Genomic DNA, 21,091 nt, shown 5'->3' with positions numbered 1-21,091 from the left:
AAATTCAAATTTGATTAATTATAAAAAATTAAAGTATATGAACGTTACATGAAACACTTGTTAAGATAGCTGTCCCTCACACTATTTATTTCGCCGACGTTATATAATCAAAGCACACAATGATTAACTTTTTATACGGCTTATTTTAAGTGTGCTAGCATTCTATGCTAGATGATCATGACTGCAAAAAAACTTCAAGTTCTCGTTTATATAAATCAAATAACGCTTTCACTTTTTGAACCGATTGATAATCTTTAAATTGCGGTTTTCTATCTTCTTCTCCTTGAAGAGCACTAATCCAACTATACTCTACATCTACAATATGAAATAATGTTTCTAACATACCACCAGTTTGCAAAGTAAATCTTCCTCTGAAAGTTGTTCACACCACTTAAACCAATCATCTCTTACTTGCCAATTATATTGAAATAAAGTGTACACATTTATCTCTCCCTTACTTCAATTATCCACCTAACAGCATCTGTTATACATTTAACCATTGACAATCACTTCTCTTCGGCCAAGTTCCTCTACAGCGTGATTAATTATTTCACTTACAGATAAAGAACCATCCAATATGATATCTGAATTCGGCTTAACAGTATGAATTGCCTCTAAATAAGCTTTTCTCGCATATGTCATGTAATGTTCTAAATCATTATGTATTTCATCTATTGTACCTTCCTTAAAATCTCGCAAAATCCTTCTAGCCATCGCAATATCTAAAGGCGTATCAATAAATATAGTTACATCAATGAATTTTCGCATCTCACTATTTAAGTATGCAAAAGGATAATCTACAATAATATAGTCTAAGGTATTATTTTGTATAAGTTGCTCAATATCATGAATTAATGGTGTTAATACCCACTCGTCGTAATTCGCCCCATCATCAATCCATTTACAAATATCAGCAGGAGAGTTATCAAATGTATAACTATCAAAATATAGAGCTTTTGAGTTTTTAAACTTATGCTTTAATCTTTCTGTAATTGTAGTTTTACCTCCTCCCGAAACAGCTGCAATTGAAATTATTTTTGTTTTATTATCCACTATACCCACCAAATCCCTTTGTTAACATAATATAATTATAAATTACTTAAATTACTATCGTTTCTACTTCTTCCATTCATATTCTAACATACTCATTTCCCATAAATTCCAATACGTTTCTCCTACTCTTTTTGACTCTCTTAATAAGCCTTCTTTTACAAACCCTATTTTTTCGTAACATGAAATGGCCGATGTATTAAAATCATACACACCAAGAGTTACTCTATGTAGTTTTAATTCGTCAAAAGCAATATGAAGTACTGCTTTCATCATATGTTTTCCTATAGAACGTCCTCTCATCTTCGTATTACCAACTAATACTTTTCCAATTCTAGCGGACTTATTAATATTATCTATTTGCCCAAGCGAAATATGTCCAATAACGTCTGAAGTCTCTTCATCTACCACTTTGAAAGCGAGTGTATTTGCACTTTCTATATACTTCTCTAATTGCTGTTCGTCTAAAGGAAATGTGAATGCATTTCCTGACCATTGTATTAGAAATTCTTCGGAATTAATCCAATTTATTAATTGTTTAAAATCAGATTTCTTAAAGCTTTCTAGTTTAATCACTTCCTTGCTCCTTTCGTACATCATGCTTTATAACCTCAAACTTATTTCTATATAAAGAATATATTCTCCTTTTATATAAAATTAGAATAAAGCCATTCATGTGAATGGCTTTACAAAAAAGCAGCATAATTATGCTTTGTTTGCTACATCAATACCATTAAAATCAAAGTCAGCAGTAACCGTTGTAACCGGTGGGAAAATTGCTTCAATTTTGCAAATGGAAATAATTACTCCAACCGATCCAGGAATAGCTGCAAGCTTAACTACATCACAACTTACAGACGAAACAGTACCTACATAAGTACGTCCCTCTGTGTTAATTTGAACTGTTCGATTAATTAATTTCTTAAGTTCATCTCTAATTCCTTGTACACAAGAATTATCACATTTCTCATGCTGTTCTTTTTTACACTCTTCGAATACTTCCCAACAATCATCTTGTTTACATGTACACTTCTTTTTACAATTATTAAATCGAGAACCCAATACCTCACCCCCTAATCCTTTCTATTAATAAAGTATGTCCACTAGCTTAAAAGGGTACGAGGCAAACACATAAAAAAAAAAAACAAGCAATTGTACCAAACTTTCTTTTCATTATTCATTATAAAAACAGACCTCTCCTAATTAAAAGCTTGTTTAATGAGCGGCCGTGAATTTAGTCCTACTCCATTTAATGTTTAGACACCGCTTTCTAAAACAAATCTTTTTTCTTTTAAATAAGACGCTCCTTAAAAACGCACTAGATTTTCCCATTAACTCACATATACATAGACTTTATTTGTGGATTTTTCCTTTGTTATTGTGAAATATACATTCAAAAAAGCGTACTCGAAAATAAGATATTATTTGTAATCAGAACGCTTTCTTCAACAAATGTTTATTAAAAAATACCATAACTAGTAGTAGTTCCCTCCACTATCTCTTAAAAATTAGCATAGTTTGTATGAACTCTATATCGAGTAGAAAACACTCTATCATATAAAGATAAAATAGTAGGTTAATAAACAAGCCATTTTTTTATTAAAACATAGAATAATATGAACACTATTGAAAGGAGGTAGAAATAAATGTCATGGAAAAATGATTGCTGGAGTTCTCAGAAGAAGCATTGTTGTGATGATTGGTGGAAATCTAAAGAAAAGCGTCATTGTGATGATGATTGGAGTTCTCAGAAAAAGCATTGTAATGATGATTGGTGGAAATCTAAAGAAAAGTGTCATTGTGATGACGATTGGAGTTCTCAGGAAAAACATTGTAATGATGATTGGTGGAAATCTAAAGAAAAGTGTCATTGTGATGACAATTGGAGTTCTAAACGAAATAAGTGTCGTTGTAAATGTTTCTTTATTTGTTGCCATTGTAAAAGAAAAAACTGGTAATATTTTTAATGTCAACTTAACGGAAAGAATATGTCTTTTGGAACCAATCGGACTTTTCCGGAAAGTTGATCCCTCACCTACTTCCTTGCTTTCGCTGAATTTTTAGGTGGGGGCATTACTGCCTGACAAATAGCGAGATAAATACTAGAATGTAATATATAAAAAGCTGACTGAGTATAGTCAGCTTTTTATATATTAACACGTAAAGGTTTAAACAGACATATAAGCAGTCACGCTTTGTCACCACCTTGTTGTTGTAAATTAGTATTCCCCCATTGAATAGACATTCTATAATATCGTATTTTGATTAAAACTATAAAACATACTTAACACTAATAGTAGAATTTTTCATCTTCATCAACTTCACTTCTTCTTTTTTTATAAACATAAAAAAGGAGCTCTATTTATATAGAGCTCCTTTCTAATTTTATAATTTACTAGACTGTAACCCCTGAATAAACGGAACTACTTCAGGATTTACAAGTGAAGACAAATCACCTAATTCTTTTCCTAAGTAAGCTGCTTTAATAACACGGCGCATTACTTTAGAATTACGTGTTTTCGGTAAATCTTCTACAACGTGGATGTCTTTAGGACACAACGCTTTTCCAATATGAGAGTTTACTAAACTCATTAATTCTTTTTTTAATTCTCCTGTGAATGTTACATGGTCTCTTAATACTACAAAACAATGACAAACTTCACCTTTTACTTCGTCAGGTACACCAATTGCAGCAGCTTCGATTACATCGTTATGTTTCACAAGAATAGATTCATATTCAGCGGGTCCAATACGTTTACCTGCAATATTTAACGTATCGTCTGAACGCCCTGTGATGATATATTGTTCACCATCGTAAATGACCCAGTCACCGTGGACCCATTTATTTTCAAAACGCGACCAATATGTGTTTACGTAACGTTCATCATCTTCCCAGAAGCTTTTCGTCATACCTACCCAAGGTTTCTCTAAGCATAATTCTCCGACTTCATCTCGAATTGGTTTACCTTGATCATCCAGTACGACAGCTGCCATTCCTGGTAAAGATGCGTTAAAACTAATCGGTGCTATTGGCTTAATAAGAACATTACCGAAAATCCCACCAGAGATTTCAGTTCCACCTGAGTAGTTACAGATTGGGACATTTCCTTTTCCAACTGTTTCAAATAACCACATCCATGGATCAGGATTCCAAGGTTCTCCTGTTGATGCGAATACTTCCAAACTCTTTAAAGAATGTTTATTGACATACTCATCACCTTTTGCCATTAATGCTCGGATTAACGTTGGCGAAATACCTAAATGAGTAATCTCATATTTATCAACTGTCTCCCATAACCGGTCTGCTTCTGGGAAGTCTGGAACACCTTCGTACATAACCATCGTTGCTCCATTAATGAGTGAACCGAATAATAGAAACGGCCCCATCATCCAGCCCATATCAGTTACCCATAATACACGATCACCTTGTTTAATATTCATTCCAAATCCTGCATCAAAAGCTGCTTTCAAAGGAAATCCTGCATGCGTGTGTACTGTTCCTTTCGGCTTACCAGTCGTTCCTGATGTATAAATGAGCATCAATGGATCATCACTTTGCATTTCCTCGGCATGTATGAATGGTTTTTCTTTTTCTAGCGTACTCCACGAAAAATCATAGTTATGTGGTGTAAAATCATTTCCTGCATGACGAACGATAACAACTTTTTCAACAGTTGGGCAATGTTCACAAGCTTTATCTACTTCATCTTTTAAAGAAACAATTTTACCGCGGCGTGAAAATCCATCTGCGGTAATAATCATTTTTGAACCTGCCGCTTGCACACGTGTCATGACTGCATCAGACGCAAAGCCTGAGAATATTGGTGAAATAATTGCTCCGATTTTCATTACAGCTAGCATCGCAACAACTGTTTCTGGAATCATCGGCATATAAATTGTTACACGATCACCTTTCTCAATACCCGCGTGTTTCAAACCATTTGCAACACGGCTTACCCAGTTGTCAAGCTCTTCATATGTAAATGATTTTGAAGTTCCATTTTCCCCTTCGTACTGAAGTGCTGGCTGTATTCTCGTCTCTTCATCCGCAAGCCAGCGAGATAAAGCTGATTCTACAACGTTACATGTTCCGCCATTATACCACTGTGCAAACGGTGTACCATTTTCTAAGTCTAACACTTCTGTATAAGGTTTCATCCATTGATAGCCTACCGCTTTTTCTGCCTCTCCCCAAAACCAAGCTGTTTCCTCAATAGATTTATTATAAAAAGTTTCATAGTCTTCATATCCCAATGATTTCATCCAACCATATAAACGTGTTTTTTCCTTGTACTCTTCTGTTGGAAACCAAACTGCTTGTTTCAATGTTTTCCCCTCCTTAACTTTTTGAGCAAGAAAGCCCTAAATAGGGCTTTTAAACTGGATATACAGGATGTTTACGATCTGTGAATACTTGATATTTACTCATATACATTTCGAAACGTCCTTTTAACTCTTCACGTAAATTGTTTGGATGAACAATACCATCAATCACCATCTCTGATGCTAAATGATAAATATCAATATCTTTCTTATACTCTTCACGTTTTTCAGCAATGAAGCTAGCACGCTCTTCTTCTGGTAAAGCTGCAATTTTATTTGCATATACAGCATTAACCGCAGCTTCTGGACCCATTACCGCAATAGAGGCTGTCGGTAATGCCAGACAGCAATCTGGTTCAAATGCTGGACCTGCCATCGCATATAAACCAGCGCCATATGCTTTACGAACAACGATAGAAATCTTCGGTACAGTTGCTTCACTCATTGCAGAAATCATTTTTGCACCGTGGCGAATAATACCGGCACGCTCTACTTTTGTACCAATCATAAATCCTGGTACATCCGCAAGGAATAATAATGGAATATGATATGCATCGCATAAATTAATAAACTTAGCAGCTTTATCAGCTGAATCGTGGAATAATACGCCGCCCTTCATACGCGGCTGATTTGCAATAATACCAACTGGCTTACCATCAATACGTGCTAAGCCTGTAATTAGCTCTTGAGCAAATAATTTTTTTACTTCATAGAATGAACCTTCATCAATAACTCTATTAATGAGATCTTTCATATTGAAAGGAGCATTTTGATTTTCTGGAATGATTTGTTCTAACGTTTTATCGAATTGTTTCGGTTCTTGAGGTGTAACCAATGGAGTCTTTTCTAAGTAGTTATTTGGAAAATATGAAATGTATTGTCTTGCTTGTTTAATCGCATCTTCTTCTGTCTTACATAAAACATCTCCGCATCCTGATACAGAGCAATGCATACGAGCTCCGCCCATCTCTTCTAAAGTTACCTTCTCACCGATAACCATCTCAGCCATACGAGGAGATCCTAAATACATAGATGCATTTCCTTCTACCATCATTACAACGTCACAAAAGGCTGGAATATACGCACCACCAGCTGCAGAAGGTCCAAATAACAAGCATACTTGAGGAACTTTACCTGATAACTTCACTTGATTATAGAAGATTCTTCCTGCACCGCGGCGCCCTGGGAACATTTCTACTTGATCTGTAATACGTGCTCCAGCAGAGTCGACTAAATAAAATAACGGAACACGTAGTTTTTCAGCTGTTTCTTGAATACGTAAAATCTTTTCAACTGTGCGTGATCCCCATGATCCAGCTTTTACAGTAGAATCATTGGCCATTACACACGCAGTACGCCCATGTATTTTACCCGTTGCCGTTACAACGCCATCCGCAGGTAAGCCTGTTTGTTCACAGTTAGCAAATAATGCATCTTCTACATATTCGCCATTATCAAATAGAAGCGCTAAACGATCTCGAACAAATAATTTTCCTTTTGCTTTATTTTGCTCATGATATTTCGGTGCCCCGCCTTGTTTAATTGTTTCAACTCGTTCTTCAAATGAATTAGATTGTTGTTTTTGGTCTAACATATTTACTCCCCCTTATACATCGGTTTGCGTTTTTCTTTGAATGCCTGTAATCCTTCTATTCGATCTTTCGTATGGATTACACCTTCATACGCTTGTTTTTCCATTTGTAATCCGGTATGTAAATCAACTTGAATACCATTTGAAATTGCCTCTTTTGCTAATCGAACAGCAATAGGTCCATTACTAGCAATTTTCTCTGCTATTTCAATCGCTTTCTCTTCAAGTAAATTAGCTGGTACAACAAATTCTACTAAACCGTATTCTTTTGCTTCTTGCGCTGAAATACGTCTACCTGTATAAATTAATTCTTTCGCTCTACCAACACCAATTAATCTCGGTAAGCGCTGTGTACCACCTGCTCCTGGTATAATTGCAAGTGTCGTTTCAGTAAGACCAAGACTTGCGGATTCAGCAGCAATTCTAAAATCACAAGCTAAACTTAATTCCGTACCACCACCAAGTGCAATTCCATTTATAGCAGCAATAACTGGCTGTGGTAATTGTTCAACCATCTCCATAGTAGTGCGAATCATACTAACAGCATGGCGAACTTGTTCTTCATTCATACCGGCACGCTCTTTTAAATCTGCACCAGCACAAAATGCTTTTTCACCAGCACCAGTCAAAATAACTACACGTGCGTTTGAATCTTCACTTATTTGAGTTAATATCGTTTGTAGTTCATCTAATAATGCCAAAGATAATGAGTTTGCTTGTCTTGCACGATTTAACGAAATCTTTACTACGTGAGGTGTTACATAATCAACTGAAATGTTTTGTAATTGTAGCATCTTCTCACCTACTTATCGTTTTATGTTGAAGCGCTCTATACACATGACTCGGTAATTGGATATTCAACTTACTTTGAATAAATTGACTAGCTCTCAATAACTTTTCTTCGTCTATATTCGTTTGGACTCCTAATTTATGGAGCATATGTACTAGGTCATCAGTGGCAACATTACCTGATGCTCCTGGTGCATAAGGGCAGCCCCCGAGTCCACCACAAGAACTATCAAACGTTGTAATACCGTATTCTAATGATTTAACTACATTCGCTAGAGCCATTCCATACGTATTATGAAAATGCATGGCAAACTGCGAAGCATCATACTTCTTTAATAGATGTTCTAATACTTGTTCTACTTGTAATGGATTCGCTACACCGATTGTATCCCCAAGAGAAACTTCATAAATGCCGTATGAAAATAGTTGATTACATAATTCGTCAACTGCTGCGACACTTATATCCCCTTCATAAGGACATCCAAATACAGTAGAAACATAGCCTCTTACCTTTTTCCCTTCGAATAATGCCTGTTTTGTTATATCTTCAATTACAACTAATGCTTCTTTAATCGATTTATTAATATTACTTTTATTATGAGATTCACTTGCTGATAAAAAAACATTCACCTCATCTACATTTTGCAAAAAAGCTCGTTCCAAACCATTTTGATTCGGAACAAGCGCAGCATATGTAACATTTGGATCCCTTTTCAGCTCAGAAAATACATCATTTGCATCCGCTAATGCAGGGACCCATTTTGGGTGAACGAATGAGGAAACTTCAACATACGACAATCCTGCTTCTGTAAGTAGTTGAATCCATTTTACTTTATCTTTTGTGCCAACAATCTTTTTTTCATTTTGTAAGCCATCACGTGGCCCGACTTCTTTAATGACAGCAAAATTAGGTAGTTTCAATTCGCTTCCCCCTATATCTCCCTATTCAATTTCTAATAATACATCTCCTTCATTTACAAAATCGCCTTCTTGCACATTAATTTTCATAACTGTGCCAGCTTCTTCTGAAATGATTGGAATTTCCATTTTCATAGATTCCAAAATGACGACATCCTGCTCTTCCTCTACTGTATCTCCTACTCCTACAACAATCTTCCAAACGTTTCCTGCCATCGATGCGTATACTTTCGTCATCATTTTTTCCCCCTTAATATTGTTAAATCTTATTTTTTAACGAGTTGTTTCGTTACAAAGCCTGTTGTATAAATACCCTCTTTGAACACTTCGTCTTCCAAAACTTGCAGTAGCATTGGTGTGTTCGTTTTAATACCTTCTACGTTTAATTCCTCTAGAGCATCATGTAATTTTGAAATTGCTTCTTCACGAGTCTCGCCATGTGCAATGACTTTCGCAATCATTGGATCATAGAAAGGTGTAATCGTTACATGATTTTCTAAGAAGTGATCAATCCGTACATTTGACGGTAATGTTAAATCTGTAATTTTCCCAGGTGACGGGAAGAATGTTTTCGGATCCTCTGCATAAATACGAGCTTCAATGGCATGACCACTACGTTTTACATCATCCTGAGTAAATGATAGTTTCTCTCCACTTGCAATCAGAAGTTGTTGTTCTACAAGGTCTAATCCCGTAATTTCTTCTGTCACTGGATGCTCTACTTGTAATCTCGTATTCATCTCTAAGAAATAGAAGTTCTTCTGATCATCTACAAGAAACTCAACTGTACCTGCATTTGTATAACCAAGTGCTTTGGCAGCTTGTACAGCAACTTCTCCCATCGCCTTTCGTGTACCTTCATCTAAAAATGGTGAAGGTGCTTCTTCGATTACTTTTTGATTTCGGCGCTGTACCGAACATTCACGCTCCCATAAATACACTGTGTTACCATGTGTATCTGCTAAAAGCTGAATTTCAATATGATGCGCGTCTGCTATATATCGCTCTAAATACATTTCTCCGTTACCGAAGAAGTTTTGCGCTCTCGTTTTATTACTTTCAAACGCTTTGGTGAGCGTTTGCTCAGTTTCCATCAACTGCATACCAATGCCTCCGCCGCCTGCGGATGCCTTAAGCATTAATGGATAACCAATTTGTTTTGCAATTTCAATTGCTTCTTCAGCAGTTTCAATATTTGTAGTAATACCTGGGACTACTGGGACATCTGCTGCTTGCATTGCGATACGTGATTCGATTTTACTTCCCATCTTCGTAATGATTTCTTCTGAAGGACCGATAAATACGATTCCTTCTTCTTTGCAGCGAACCGGAAAAGACGGATTCTCTGATAATAAACCATAACCCGGATGAATTGCTTCTGCATTTGTCTTCTTAGCTATTTCAATAATTTTTTCAAGGTTTAAATAGCTTTCTTGGACACGCGGTCCACCTACTAAGTAAGCTTCATTTGCCATTTTCACATGAAGGGCATTTTCATCTGCTTCAGAATAAATAGCAACAGTGCGAATGCCAAGTTTTTGACAAGTTTTCATAATACGAACAGCGATTTCCCCGCGATTCGCAATTAATATTTTTTGAAACATAGTGATTCCTCCCTTTTATCTACATCCTAAATGTCTAGCAATTACGAGACGTTGAATTTCAGAAGTTCCTTCACCAATTTCTAATAGTTTCGCATCACGAATATGTCGTTCAACTTCATATTCACGCATATAGCCATATCCACCATGAATCTGTACTGCTTGATTCGCAATACGGCTTGCCGCTTCCGATGCAAATAGTTTTGCCATTGCCGCTTCTTTACCGAAAGGTTTATCGTTATCTTTTAACCAAGCTGCTTTATGTACTAAATTGCGTGCTAGCTCTACTTCAGTCGCCATATCAGCTAATTTAAATTGAATCGCTTGGAAATTAGAGATTGACTTTCCAAATTGTTGACGTTCTTTCGCATATTGCAATGCACGTTCAAAGGCTGATTGCGCAATACCAACTGCCAATGCTGCGATTGAAATACGTCCTCCATCAAGTGTATATAAAAATTGTTTAAAACCTTTATTTACATCACCAAGAATATTTTCTTTCGGTACACGAACACCATCAAGTACGATTTCACAAGTATTAGAAGCGCGAACGCCCATTTTATCGTAAGGACTAGAAATCGTTAATCCTTCACTAGTAGTAGGTACGATAAATGCTGAAATGCGTTTTCTACCATTCTCTTCAACACCGTTGACAGCGGTTACAATAATGGTATTTGCATACTCTGCGTTTGTAATCCAACACTTCTCACCACTGATTACATACTCATCGTCATCTAGTACCGCTTTCGTTTGAGTACCACCTGCATCTGATCCAGCATTCGGCTCCGTTAATCCGAAGGCACCTAATGTTTTACCTGACGCCATTGGAACTAAATACTTTTGTTTTTGTTCTTCTGTACCGAAATAATAAATTGGAGAAGCACCTAATGAAATTGTTGCAGCATAACTTAAACCAGTGCCACCACAAGCGCGACCAATTTCTTCAACTGCTAACGCATACGATACAGTATCGCCACCTGAACCTCCATACTCTTCTGGGAATGGGATGCCTAATAATCCTAGTTCGCCCATTTTTTGAAATGTTTCATATGGAAACTCTGCAGTTTTGTCATAATATACAGCTTTCGGTGCGATTTCCTTTTCAGCAAAGTCACGTACCATTTCTTTAATCATTTGTTTTTCGCGAGTTAGAGTAAATTCCATTCCGCTACACACCCCTTATCGAATATTGAGTTTCGACAGCGTGCGAGTTTCTACTACAAACATAACAACTTAAAAGACAAGAATATTAGTTAGACAATTGCTATAATTCTGTCATAAATTAATTTTAAAACAGATTCTGTACTAATGCACAAAAAAATTCCTACATTGTTCTACAACAACATAGGAGATTTTGTGTCGAATTATGTAATTTATTGTTTAATAATCTCTACCTTTTCCCGAATCAGAAATTTCTACTAATGCTTCAGGGTATGGTTCGAAATACGTTTGTCTTAATAAATACTTTTCATCAAATCGAATGGCCCATGATTTTAAAATTGTAAGTAAACTACTAAGTGGTATTTTCTTTTCTGCATACTTTTGTAACAGTTCTATAAAATGATCTTTTTCTTGTTTTTTTAGCTTTGTTTTAAAGTATCCAAAAATGTGCTCGCATACATTTACATTCGATGTATAGCGGGGGGTGCGCATAAATAATTCATATAAAGTCTTCTCATAGTTTTCAAATACAACTTCAATCTTTTCATTTTTGTGATTTGCAATTATACGCCCTAATTCCTTTTGTTTCACTTGATTATATGCCATAAATAAATATTTATTGTCCGACTGAAACGATACAAGGTCTTTCATATTTTTATTATGTTTAATCATTTTGTAATATGCGATTGTAAATAGTCTTGTAAAGAAATGCTCTCTAATAATAAAATTCGACAATCTGCCTTCCTCTTCAATAGGAAGATGCGAAAATTTTTTTACTACTGCTCCGCCAAATAAGCCCGATCCTTTTCCCTTTGCTGGCGCTTTTTCAAAACCAGAATAAATTTTCACATCACGCGTACCACAACTTGGTGAACGATTCTTTAAAATAAAACCATCCACATCCGATATTGTTTGTAAAAAGTCATTTGAAAACTGCTCCATTTTTTCAGTTACATCTTCTCGTGTCGACGGTTGCACAAGTCTGTTCTCACCATTTTCTTCTACAATTCGTATCGTTTCACGAGGAGTTCCTAATCCAATCTCCACTTCTGGACAAACAGGTATAAATGTAACAAATGGCTGCAAATTTCGTATTGTTACATCTGGAATCATCTCTCCATTATATCGACAAGCATCAAATTCTAAACATTTACTTACGACGATTGTAGGTTTTGCAAATTGTCGCATCTCATTACCTCCTTAGTGCTAGTCCGTATACTATAAATTGTACTAAGATTAACATTTTAAGCAAAGTTTGATTCATTTATTTTTATGAGAAATATATACAATAATATATTAACAATCATTCAACTCTATTTTCAATAAATGTGCGCCCTATTATACTGGTTTAGATATTGTGAAATGAATAATACACAGATGCTCCGGAGAAATTAATGATTAAGAAAGGAGGGAATTGTTATGAAAAAGAAATTATCATCTATTTTAAGTGTTTTAGCACTCTCTATTATGTTTTTAGGTACATCTGCGCAAGCTGAATACGATGGAAATAATATGAATAGAGTGAATAACACTGATATTTCAACTCGAGTAAATGACAATAATTTAGACAGAGTTAATAATGATGTAAGAACTCGAAATGTAAATACAACAAATGATTTAAATGATAATCGTGATAGAAATAATAATTGGGCTTGGCTTGGTTTATTAGGACTAGCAGGATTATTAGGTCTTAGAAGAAGAGACAAAGAAACACGCTGATTTAGAATGTTTTTAATAAACAAGTACTTATTTATCAAAAATATATAACGAAAATAAATCGCCTTTTTAAAGGCGATTTATTTTTACTTAAAAAGTAATATATGTAATTCACACTTCGACGATTAAATTCGTGGAGTTAATCCATACAATATAAATTGAATCGTATTTTCAATTTCTGCTTCATCATTCCATTTTTCTTCAGGTAATAATAAAAATCGTGTTAATAATAAACCTAATACAGCTGATAAAGTAAGACGTAGTACGGAAGATGGTGGTATCTCAATAATCTCTCCTTCTTCTTGAAATTTCACAATCAACTTTTTGAAATGTGAAAACAGTTCTGTTTCTACTAATTGCTGTATTTCATTTTTTAGTTCTGGTTGAAATGGTACTTCTTGAATTAATATTTTTATCATAGGAAAGTGTTTTTGAGCAAATTTAAATCTATTATGAATTACAACCCTTAAAAGTCCTTCATACGATTCATACTCTGATTTAAATATTTCTTTTGCAAAGGTTTGTACGAAAAATGGTGCAACGAACTTAGTTAAAGTTGGCATTACGACCGCTAGTAATAAATCTTTTTTCGTCTTATAGTAGCGGAAGATGGTTCCTTCCGCTACACCAGCACGCTTTGCAATTTCACTTGTTGAAGTTGAAGCGTATCCTTTCTCTCCAAACATATCAACAGCCGCCTCTAATATTCGCATTTGACGTTCATTTCGTTTATCCGTATTAGTTGCAGCTATTAATTCCTCCAGCCAATCCTTCTGCATTTATAAAGCTCCTTTTTGTCATTATTATATTTTGCGATGTTTCTTTAAAGCAAATACATTTCCTACTGCAAATAATAGTGAAAAAAGTAATAATACAGTAAGATCTAATGCAATCTCTGTAAACCCTTGATTCCGAATCATCACTTGTCTCATTGCGTCAGCGCCGTATGTGAGTGGAAATACTTTCCCTAACATTTGTAGCCACTTATTCATAGATTCCATTGGAAACAATCCAGAAAAGAAGATTTGTGGCACAATAACAAGCGGTATAAATTGAATCATTTGAAATTCATTATTTGCGTATGCTGATAAAAACGTACCTAATGTTAGTGCAGTTAAAGAGAGCATACATGTAATAAGTAGCGTTAGCCATATGGAGCCAGCTACGTATAAATCTAAAATATAAACGGAAAAGCTTACGATAATAATGGATTGTATAAAGGCAAAGATTCCAAAACCAATAATATAACCTGCGACTATTTCCCATCTTCTTACTGGGGTGGATAATAACCTTTCTAGCGTACCACTTAAACGTTCTCTTACGAAAGATACACCTGATAATATAAATACAAAGAAAAATGTAAAGAAACCAATTAATACAGGACCAAGCCCATCAAACATCGTAAAGTCTTTAGAGCCATGTAAATAATTTACTTCAGGTTTCATAATCGATACATCATTCTTCTCTGTGCTTTTTTGCAATACTTGAAGTACAGCACGATTTTTTGACGAATCACTACCTTCCAACAGAAGTTTCATTTTTCCATTCTCTATACGAAATACTGCATCTACTTTTTGTTTTTCCAACTCAGAAATCGCCTTTTCCTTACTGTATTCATAAATTGACGCTTCTTGATTTTTCATCATTTTTACTATTTGAGCGGGCATATCAACAACAGCAATTTGCGGTATATAGTCTTTCTGTGTAAACACTAGTGACAAAAGCCAAAGTAATAACATCGGTGCTCCAAACATCATTGCTAACGAACGCTTATCTCGAAAAAATTGACGAATAATACGTATAATTACACCAGTAACTCTCATGATGGCACCACCTCTTCTAGCAAAAAGACATCTTCAATCCGTCCAGATGACACGCATTTTTTCAATTCTTCAGTTGTTCCAACCGCAACTAGTTTCCCTTCTCTAATTAACCCTAGACGCTCACAAAATTCAGCTTCATCCATAATGTGCGTCGTTACAATAATCGTTGTGCCTTTCTTTTTAAGATCATAAAATTTTTCCCAAATCGTTTTTCTAAGAAGCGGATCTATCCCCACTGTAGGCTCATCTAAAATTAATATTTCTGGTTCGTGAAGGAGCGCTATTGCTAATGATAAGCGTTTTTTCATTCCACCTGAAAATTGTTGTACTTGCTTTTTCATATACTGAGACAATTGTACAAGTTCAAAAACCTCTGCAATTCTTGTCTTTTTACGTTTTCCCTTTAGTCCATACATCGTTGCTATAAAATCTGCATTTTCATATGCTGACAATTCTTCGTATAATGCATCCGCCTGGGCCATATAACCAATTCTTTTCATTTCATTTAAATTAGGCATATTAGTATTATTAACAAGCACTTCACCTTTCGTTGCCTCATTAATACCTGCAATCATTTTAATGAGCGTTGTTTTCCCCGATCCAGAAGGTCCAACAAAACCAAAAATTTCTGCTTTTTCAACTTGCAATGAAAGATTGTGTAACACTTCTTTTTTCCCAAAACTTTTTGATACAGTCCGTAAAATAATGGAAGGTTGTTGCACGTTTCATCCTCCTTTTCCAATAAAATGAGTGAGTACTCACTTTTATTTTACCCTTGCTTAATTATATGTCAAACTTCATTGATTAGTATGTATGTTCAATCAACGATATTAAACAATGAAACAGAGTCGACATTAGAATTTCATTTCCTAAAGTCGACTCTGTTTCATTTAAACTATAAATTTCACTTTACGTTTTTAAATTCATATACTTCCGAATTCTAGCAACATCTAAAGAATATTCAATAACTAATTGCTGTAACGGTAAAATAACTGTGTCAGGATATAAATGTGCATATTGTAATGTTTCTGCATATTTTTCTAACCTTTTTTCTAAATACTTTATTATTTGATCAGGATGACTTACTAATAAACATTTACAATAATAATGTATTTGTTCCTCAATCGCTGTGTATTCTTCAATTTCATATTCTTTATGCATGTGTACACCCCTTTAAGTTTTTTACATGAATTACTTATCACAATTTTCACTCGACAAATTTTAAGTTTTTTGATTATTTACACTATAACAAACAATCAGGGTCAAATTTTGTTACTTTATGTAACGTAGAAAATTTTTAACAAAATTGTAATGTTAACTCCTGCAAAATACATAAAATCTCTTTACTCACTTTTGTATAAAAAAATCGTACAGCTTAATTTAACTGCACGACTACAATCTCTGGCCTATTCAAAATTCTTTGCGGAATGATACTATTTCCTAATCCTCTACTCACTACCATTGATGTATTTTGTTCTACATATAAACCTGCTGTATATTTAGGTAAAACACCTTGATTTGGAGCAACTAATCCACCGATAAATGGCAATCTAACTTGCCCTCCATGAGCATGTCCCGATAAAACCAAATCCAACCTCTCATTCGTATATTCCTTTATAAATTCAGGCCTATGGGATAATAATACATTATATCTATCTGGCTGCATTTCAATTTTTGCTTTTTTAATTTCATCTATTATAATATTTCCTTCATCACGGTTTCCAGTAACAAACTCTGGATCATCAATACCTAGCAAGTTTATTTCTTGCTCACCCTTTCGAATGCCTACATGTTCATTCCTTAAAACATTGACACCATATTTCTTCAACTCTTTTTCTAAACTGTTATACTTTCCAGACCATTGTTCATGGTTTCCTGTCACAAAATATACAGGATACTTATTTACCATTTTTTGTATTAATTGCATACTCACTTCTGCATCGTATGATTTACTGTCAATTAAATCACCCGTAATCGCAATAATATCTGGGTCTATACTTTTTATTTTTTGAATTAACACATCTTGATTATCGCCAAATTTTTTATTGTGTAAGTCTGAAATTTGTAGAATTTTATACCCTTTAAAAGAGGATGGTATTTTACTAGAGGTTATTTTAACCTCAGTTATACTTATTAAATTGTTCTGTAAATATAAAAAGATTGTAAAACCTACTAATATACAAATAATCATTACAATTCTATTAATTTTCTTTTTCATATTTTCTCCTTTACATTCTCATCAAACACTTCTATATGCTAACTGAATTATATTATACTTTCTTGAAATTTATTTAAATCAATATAATAATACAGTACATGAAATTTCGTATGAGATATGTCATATATATTCGTTATATTTTTACTTTTACCTTTTTAATAATAAGAATACAAAAACGACTCTTATCACAAGAAAAGAGTCGTTTTCTAACTTTATACTTTTAATACTTTCATGTTAAAAATGCGAAAACTAAAATACTATTTAAGAGCCTTAACTATAACTTTAGTTGCCTCTGCAATGAGTTGATTATCATAGGTTGCCTCTTTCTCATCTTTACTAGATAAAATTGCGATGATAATTGGTGCTCTATTTGGAGGCCAAACGATAGCAATATCATTTCTTGTCCCGTAACTACCAGCACCTGATTTATCTCCAACTACCCATTCAGTTGGTACGCCTGCACGAATAAGTTTGTCCCCTGTAGCATTTCCTTTCATCCACTCTGTAAAAATTTTACGTTTTTCAGTTGGAAGTGCATTTCCGACCGTAAAAGCTTTAAGATTCGTAGCAATAGCTTTCGCTGTACTAGTGTCACGAATGTCTCCTGGAATAGCTTCGTTTAATTCTGTTTCAAAGCGATCAGACATAGTAATCCGATCCCCCATATGCCTAAGCGCTTTTTCATATCCTTTCGGTCCTCCTATTTTATTAAATAAAATGTTCCCTGCAGTATTATCGCTTGAACGAACAGCTGCCTCAGCAATTTCTCCTAGTTTCATTCCAGTATCTACATGTTTCTCTGTAACAGGTGAATAATCCACTAAGTCTTCTTTCGTATATGTAATTACTTCATTTAATGAATCAATTGAGTTTTGCTGTAGTAATACTCCCGCGGCTAAAGCCTTGTAGGTTGATGCGAAGGCAAATCTTTCGTTAGGTCGATAAGAGATTGTTTGATTTGTACCAGTATCAATCGCATATACACCTAATCGAGCATCAAATTTTTTCTCAAGTTGAGAGAACTCTTTATGCGTTGCCTGATTTTTATGTTTCACTTGACCAGTCTTTTCTTTCGCTTCAACTTGCAGTGCCCATCCTGTAAAAGCTTCTAGGCTTGTAAGACTTAAACCTAATATACCAACGCATATTCCTATTTTTAGCATCCTCTTATTTTTCAAAATCATCATTCCTTCCAAATTTTTAGCACCTTTTTATACGTACACATAATAGACAATCACCGAACCAAATTTGTTCCATAAACTGAAAAAAATTTATAGCTAGTATGAGAGTTATTAACAAAATAAGAGATAGTAGCTACGACGCCTCTATCTCTTATTTCATATTTCATTTTTTTACTTATAAATGGCTTTATATGAACAGGGTCTCTTCCCTGAGAAAAGTACTCTAATTTTGCTTAGAACTACCTGTACTAGTAGCTTCACCATGTATACGTTGCTGTTTCAAATCAAAGTATACATCTAATACTTCCTTTCCAATTATAGAATTAATTCCATTTTTATCATCATGAAGCCATGGAACTACTACGGAAAATGCTACTTCTGGATTATCATATGGAGCATATCCAACTAACGTTAAGTTGTAACATTCCATACGTTCTCCTTTTGCATTTCTACCAATCGGGTCATCTCCACCATATACAGTTTGGGCTGTTCCTGTCTTTCCTGCTGGTTTATATGGCGCGTTTTTGAAATATTTCACGCCAGTTCCATCACCTTCTTGGAATACCCATCTAAACCCTTCTTTTATCCGATCAATATGTTCTTTCTTCATATCAATTCGATTTAATACGACAGGCTCTATGGAACGTATAACTTTGCCAACCTCTTCTTTTATTGATTGTTCTCGTATTTCTTGTACAATTTGAGGTTGCATTCTATAACCACCATTCGCAATCGTTGAAATATATTGCGCTAATTGCAACGGCGTATACGTATCATACTGACCGATAGAAAAATCTAGTAAAAACCCAGGTTGACTATCTACTTTTCTCGTTTGTCCAATTATTTCATTCGGTAAATCAATACCTGTTGGGACACCTAAACCAAATTGCTTGAAATAATAGCGCATCGTATCAAATGCTCCTTGTTTAATATCCAATGAGCCATTTGGTACGTAATTGACTCCCGCAATTTTTAAAGCTGTTTGGAACATGTATACATTCGAAGATACTTGTAAAGCCCGTAAATCATTAATATTACCAAATCCGGATACATTCCACGATTTCTTAGCTTGTGTACCTTTAAATTTCATCGGCGCGTCATAAAATTGATCTCCTGGATGTATTGCCCCTGTCTCATATCCAGTTAATAAAGTAGCACCTTTTACAGCTGACCCTAGCTCATACGAAGTTGTCATGTTACCTAATGCCAAATCCTCAACCTCTATTCTTCCTTCTTTTTCTACAATCTTTTTGCCTGCCATTGATAAAATTTGTCCGTTATTTGGATTCGTCATGACAACAAAAGCTCGATCGAGCAGTGGCTCTGAACTCTTAAAAGCTCTCAAGTTTTTCTCTATACTTTCTTCCACTTTCTTTTGTAATTCCATATCAATCGTTAATGTTAAACTATTACCACTTTTTCCTTTAGAGATTATTTCTGTGCTAACAATGTTTCCTGATTTATCAGTAATATTTTTCACTTCTTCTTTTGTGCCGTGTAATACATCTTCATATCGTTGTTCAATATAACTTTTTCCAACACGATCATTACGGTTATATCCACGTACTAAATAAGAATCTAAATTTTCTTTCGGTAATCCTTCTTCACTACTCGTAATATTTCCTAATACAGAACGAAATAAATTACCATTTACATAATTACGTTCCCAATCAACAGTTGCATCTACTCCTGGAAAATTCGCAAGGTTTTCACTTATCCGCGCATACTCTTCATCTGTTACATCTTTTTTAATAATTTGTGGTGTTAGTTGATAACCTGAACTCATTTTACTTTTAATAGCTAACACCTTTAAATCTTGTGCTGTTAATTCTGCTAATTCTACCTCTGTAACACGACCTCGTCTTAAGTCTTCTATTTTTTTATCTAACTCTTTTCCCTCTATACCCTTTTCTTTAAACTTTTCTATATCTTTCTTAGTAATCTTTGTCTCCGCACGTTTCAAATTCAACTGCATCCAAAAATCTTTTTTATCGATATCTGTTAATTTATTTATATCTTGTTCAGGCATTTCAAGTACTTTCGCCAAGTCTTTTGCTGTTTTTAAAATATCTTCACTCGTAATTCCCTTCACCCTTGTATACGTAATTGTGCGAAGAGATTTATTATTAACAACTGTTTTCCCTTCTCGATCTAAAATTTGTCCACGTGGAACTGGAATACTAGTTATTGCATTTTGACTACTTTCCACTTGGTTCTTATAAGCCTCTCCCTCAACGATTTGTACCTTTCCTAGCTGCATAATAATAGCTGAGAATAGTACAAATATGCAAAGGAACATTATATTTAATCGAATAGATATATATGTCTTCTGCTTCTTGCCTTTTTGTCCTTTCATAAATCCTCCATTTAATCCTTTCAGGAATTGCTACAAATACTAAAAGCATTCCTTATATATTAGATACCGATAATCGGTTATAAATATCGCCTCAATTTTTTGCTTAATCCTTGTAAGCAACCATTCCTTTTCGTTTAGCTACGGAATTAATAACTCTCCCTTCTTGTTTTCTCTCTATTTTTTTTGCCACTTGCATTAGAAGTGCTAAACTGTATAATAACTCTTATTAAACTTACATATAAACTTGCTAGTAATTTTTCATGCTAATTATTCCTTTCTTCATGCTGTAATACTTAATAGACAACCTAAACAATAAAGTTGTTCCACATTTACAAAAAAAATAATTAAATATAAGATGAAATAG

At 34.5% G+C, this 21,091-nt stretch carries 20 protein-coding genes and 1 pseudogene; 2 read left to right on the top strand and 19 right to left on the bottom strand.

Features of this window, described 5'->3' with window-relative positions:
- Positions 1 to 181: 181 nt before the first annotated feature.
- The 4 genes and pseudogenes from QO049_RS02925 to QO049_RS02910 all read right to left on the bottom strand — a co-directional run.
- Positions 182 to 441 (bottom strand): annotated as a pseudogene (locus QO049_RS02925) (DinB family protein); the annotation flags it as partial.
- A gap of 51 nt (positions 442 to 492) precedes the next feature.
- Complete coding sequence (locus QO049_RS02920) at positions 493 to 1,053, bottom strand: nucleoside/nucleotide kinase family protein (protein WP_000369206.1); 561 nt, start codon at positions 1,051 to 1,053, stop codon at positions 493 to 495.
- Positions 1,054 to 1,116: 63 nt separating this feature from the next.
- Entirely contained in the window at positions 1,117 to 1,650 is a 534-nt protein-coding gene (locus tag QO049_RS02915; protein ID WP_000990082.1) for a GNAT family N-acetyltransferase, read from the bottom strand.
- Positions 1,651 to 1,755: 105 nt separating this feature from the next.
- Entirely contained in the window at positions 1,756 to 2,112 is a 357-nt protein-coding gene (locus tag QO049_RS02910; protein ID WP_000535573.1) for a hypothetical protein, read from the bottom strand.
- Between the two features lie 630 nt (positions 2,113 to 2,742).
- Between QO049_RS02910 and QO049_RS02905 the strand changes: the two genes are divergently transcribed.
- Positions 2,743 to 3,114: a hypothetical protein gene (locus tag QO049_RS02905; protein WP_340689347.1), complete on the top strand. Its 372-nt coding sequence runs from the start codon at positions 2,743 to 2,745 to the stop codon at positions 3,112 to 3,114.
- A gap of 321 nt (positions 3,115 to 3,435) precedes the next feature.
- Here the strand turns inward: QO049_RS02905 and QO049_RS02900 are convergent, their stop codons facing one another.
- From QO049_RS02900 to QO049_RS02865, 8 genes are all read right to left on the bottom strand, one after another.
- Positions 3,436 to 5,376 (bottom strand): AMP-binding protein, encoded by a 1,941-nt coding sequence (locus QO049_RS02900; protein WP_000806481.1) that lies wholly within the window; start codon positions 5,374 to 5,376, stop codon positions 3,436 to 3,438.
- Between the two features lie 49 nt (positions 5,377 to 5,425).
- Positions 5,426 to 6,967: an acyl-CoA carboxylase subunit beta gene (locus tag QO049_RS02895; RefSeq protein ID WP_000886742.1), complete on the bottom strand. Its 1,542-nt coding sequence runs from the start codon at positions 6,965 to 6,967 to the stop codon at positions 5,426 to 5,428.
- Positions 6,968 to 6,969: 2 nt separating this feature from the next.
- Entirely contained in the window at positions 6,970 to 7,758 is a 789-nt protein-coding gene (locus tag QO049_RS02890) for an enoyl-CoA hydratase (RefSeq protein ID WP_000939793.1), read from the bottom strand.
- Between the two features lie 4 nt (positions 7,759 to 7,762).
- On the bottom strand, positions 7,763 to 8,674 hold the full coding sequence (gene mvaB / locus QO049_RS02885; RefSeq protein WP_000775433.1) for a hydroxymethylglutaryl-CoA lyase: 912 nt from the start codon (positions 8,672 to 8,674) through the stop codon (positions 7,763 to 7,765).
- Positions 8,675 to 8,695: 21 nt separating this feature from the next.
- Positions 8,696 to 8,911 (bottom strand): acetyl-CoA carboxylase biotin carboxyl carrier protein subunit, encoded by a 216-nt coding sequence (locus tag QO049_RS02880; protein ID WP_001987345.1) that lies wholly within the window; start codon positions 8,909 to 8,911, stop codon positions 8,696 to 8,698.
- A 26-nt stretch (positions 8,912 to 8,937) separates the two neighbouring features.
- Positions 8,938 to 10,275 carry an acetyl-CoA carboxylase biotin carboxylase subunit gene (locus QO049_RS02875; protein WP_098595363.1) on the bottom strand — a complete coding sequence of 446 codons (1,338 nt, stop codon included), beginning with the start codon at positions 10,273 to 10,275 and terminating at the stop codon, positions 8,938 to 8,940.
- Between the two features lie 15 nt (positions 10,276 to 10,290).
- On the bottom strand, positions 10,291 to 11,436 hold the full coding sequence (locus QO049_RS02870) for an acyl-CoA dehydrogenase (RefSeq protein ID WP_098595362.1): 1,146 nt from the start codon (positions 11,434 to 11,436) through the stop codon (positions 10,291 to 10,293).
- Between the two features lie 216 nt (positions 11,437 to 11,652).
- Positions 11,653 to 12,621: a YbgA family protein gene (locus QO049_RS02865; protein ID WP_001248645.1), complete on the bottom strand. Its 969-nt coding sequence runs from the start codon at positions 12,619 to 12,621 to the stop codon at positions 11,653 to 11,655.
- Positions 12,622 to 12,852: 231 nt separating this feature from the next.
- On the opposite strand from QO049_RS02865, the gene QO049_RS02860 reads away from it, so the two are divergent.
- On the top strand, positions 12,853 to 13,152 hold the full coding sequence (locus tag QO049_RS02860; protein WP_000728151.1) for a WGxxGxxG family protein: 300 nt from the start codon (positions 12,853 to 12,855) through the stop codon (positions 13,150 to 13,152).
- A 122-nt stretch (positions 13,153 to 13,274) separates the two neighbouring features.
- Here the strand turns inward: QO049_RS02860 and QO049_RS02855 are convergent, their stop codons facing one another.
- The 7 genes from QO049_RS02855 to QO049_RS02825 form a co-directional block, all read right to left on the bottom strand.
- The gene (locus QO049_RS02855) at positions 13,275 to 13,928 is read right to left on the bottom strand and encodes a TetR/AcrR family transcriptional regulator (RefSeq protein ID WP_001168198.1); all 654 of its coding nucleotides are present in this window, start codon (positions 13,926 to 13,928) and stop codon (positions 13,275 to 13,277) included.
- Between the two features lie 24 nt (positions 13,929 to 13,952).
- Positions 13,953 to 14,972, bottom strand: coding sequence for an ABC transporter permease (locus QO049_RS02850; RefSeq protein WP_001266719.1), 1,020 nt, complete (start codon positions 14,970 to 14,972; stop codon positions 13,953 to 13,955).
- Positions 14,969 to 15,694 (bottom strand): ABC transporter ATP-binding protein, encoded by a 726-nt coding sequence (locus tag QO049_RS02845; RefSeq protein WP_246962802.1) that lies wholly within the window; start codon positions 15,692 to 15,694, stop codon positions 14,969 to 14,971. The genes QO049_RS02850 and QO049_RS02845 overlap by 4 nt, the downstream gene beginning before the upstream one ends.
- 187 nt (positions 15,695 to 15,881) lie before the next feature.
- Complete coding sequence (locus tag QO049_RS02840; RefSeq protein ID WP_000548621.1) at positions 15,882 to 16,133, bottom strand: hypothetical protein; 252 nt, start codon at positions 16,131 to 16,133, stop codon at positions 15,882 to 15,884.
- Positions 16,134 to 16,347: 214 nt separating this feature from the next.
- Positions 16,348 to 17,190, bottom strand: a complete 843-nt coding sequence (locus tag QO049_RS02835) for a metallophosphoesterase (protein ID WP_000727188.1) — start codon at positions 17,188 to 17,190, stop codon at positions 16,348 to 16,350.
- A gap of 257 nt (positions 17,191 to 17,447) precedes the next feature.
- Positions 17,448 to 18,374 carry a class A beta-lactamase Bla1 gene (bla, locus tag QO049_RS02830; protein ID WP_246963063.1) on the bottom strand — a complete coding sequence of 309 codons (927 nt, stop codon included), beginning with the start codon at positions 18,372 to 18,374 and terminating at the stop codon, positions 17,448 to 17,450.
- A gap of 220 nt (positions 18,375 to 18,594) precedes the next feature.
- Positions 18,595 to 20,727, bottom strand: coding sequence for a peptidoglycan D,D-transpeptidase FtsI family protein (locus QO049_RS02825; RefSeq protein ID WP_000678283.1), 2,133 nt, complete (start codon positions 20,725 to 20,727; stop codon positions 18,595 to 18,597).
- Positions 20,728 to 21,091: the final 364 nt, after the last annotated feature.

The organism is Bacillus sp. RB3 (genome assembly GCF_030164735.1).
GTDB lineage: Bacteria > Bacillota > Bacilli > Bacillales > Bacillaceae_G > Bacillus_A > Bacillus_A cereus.
This window is presented reverse-complemented; position numbering and strand designations above follow the sequence as displayed.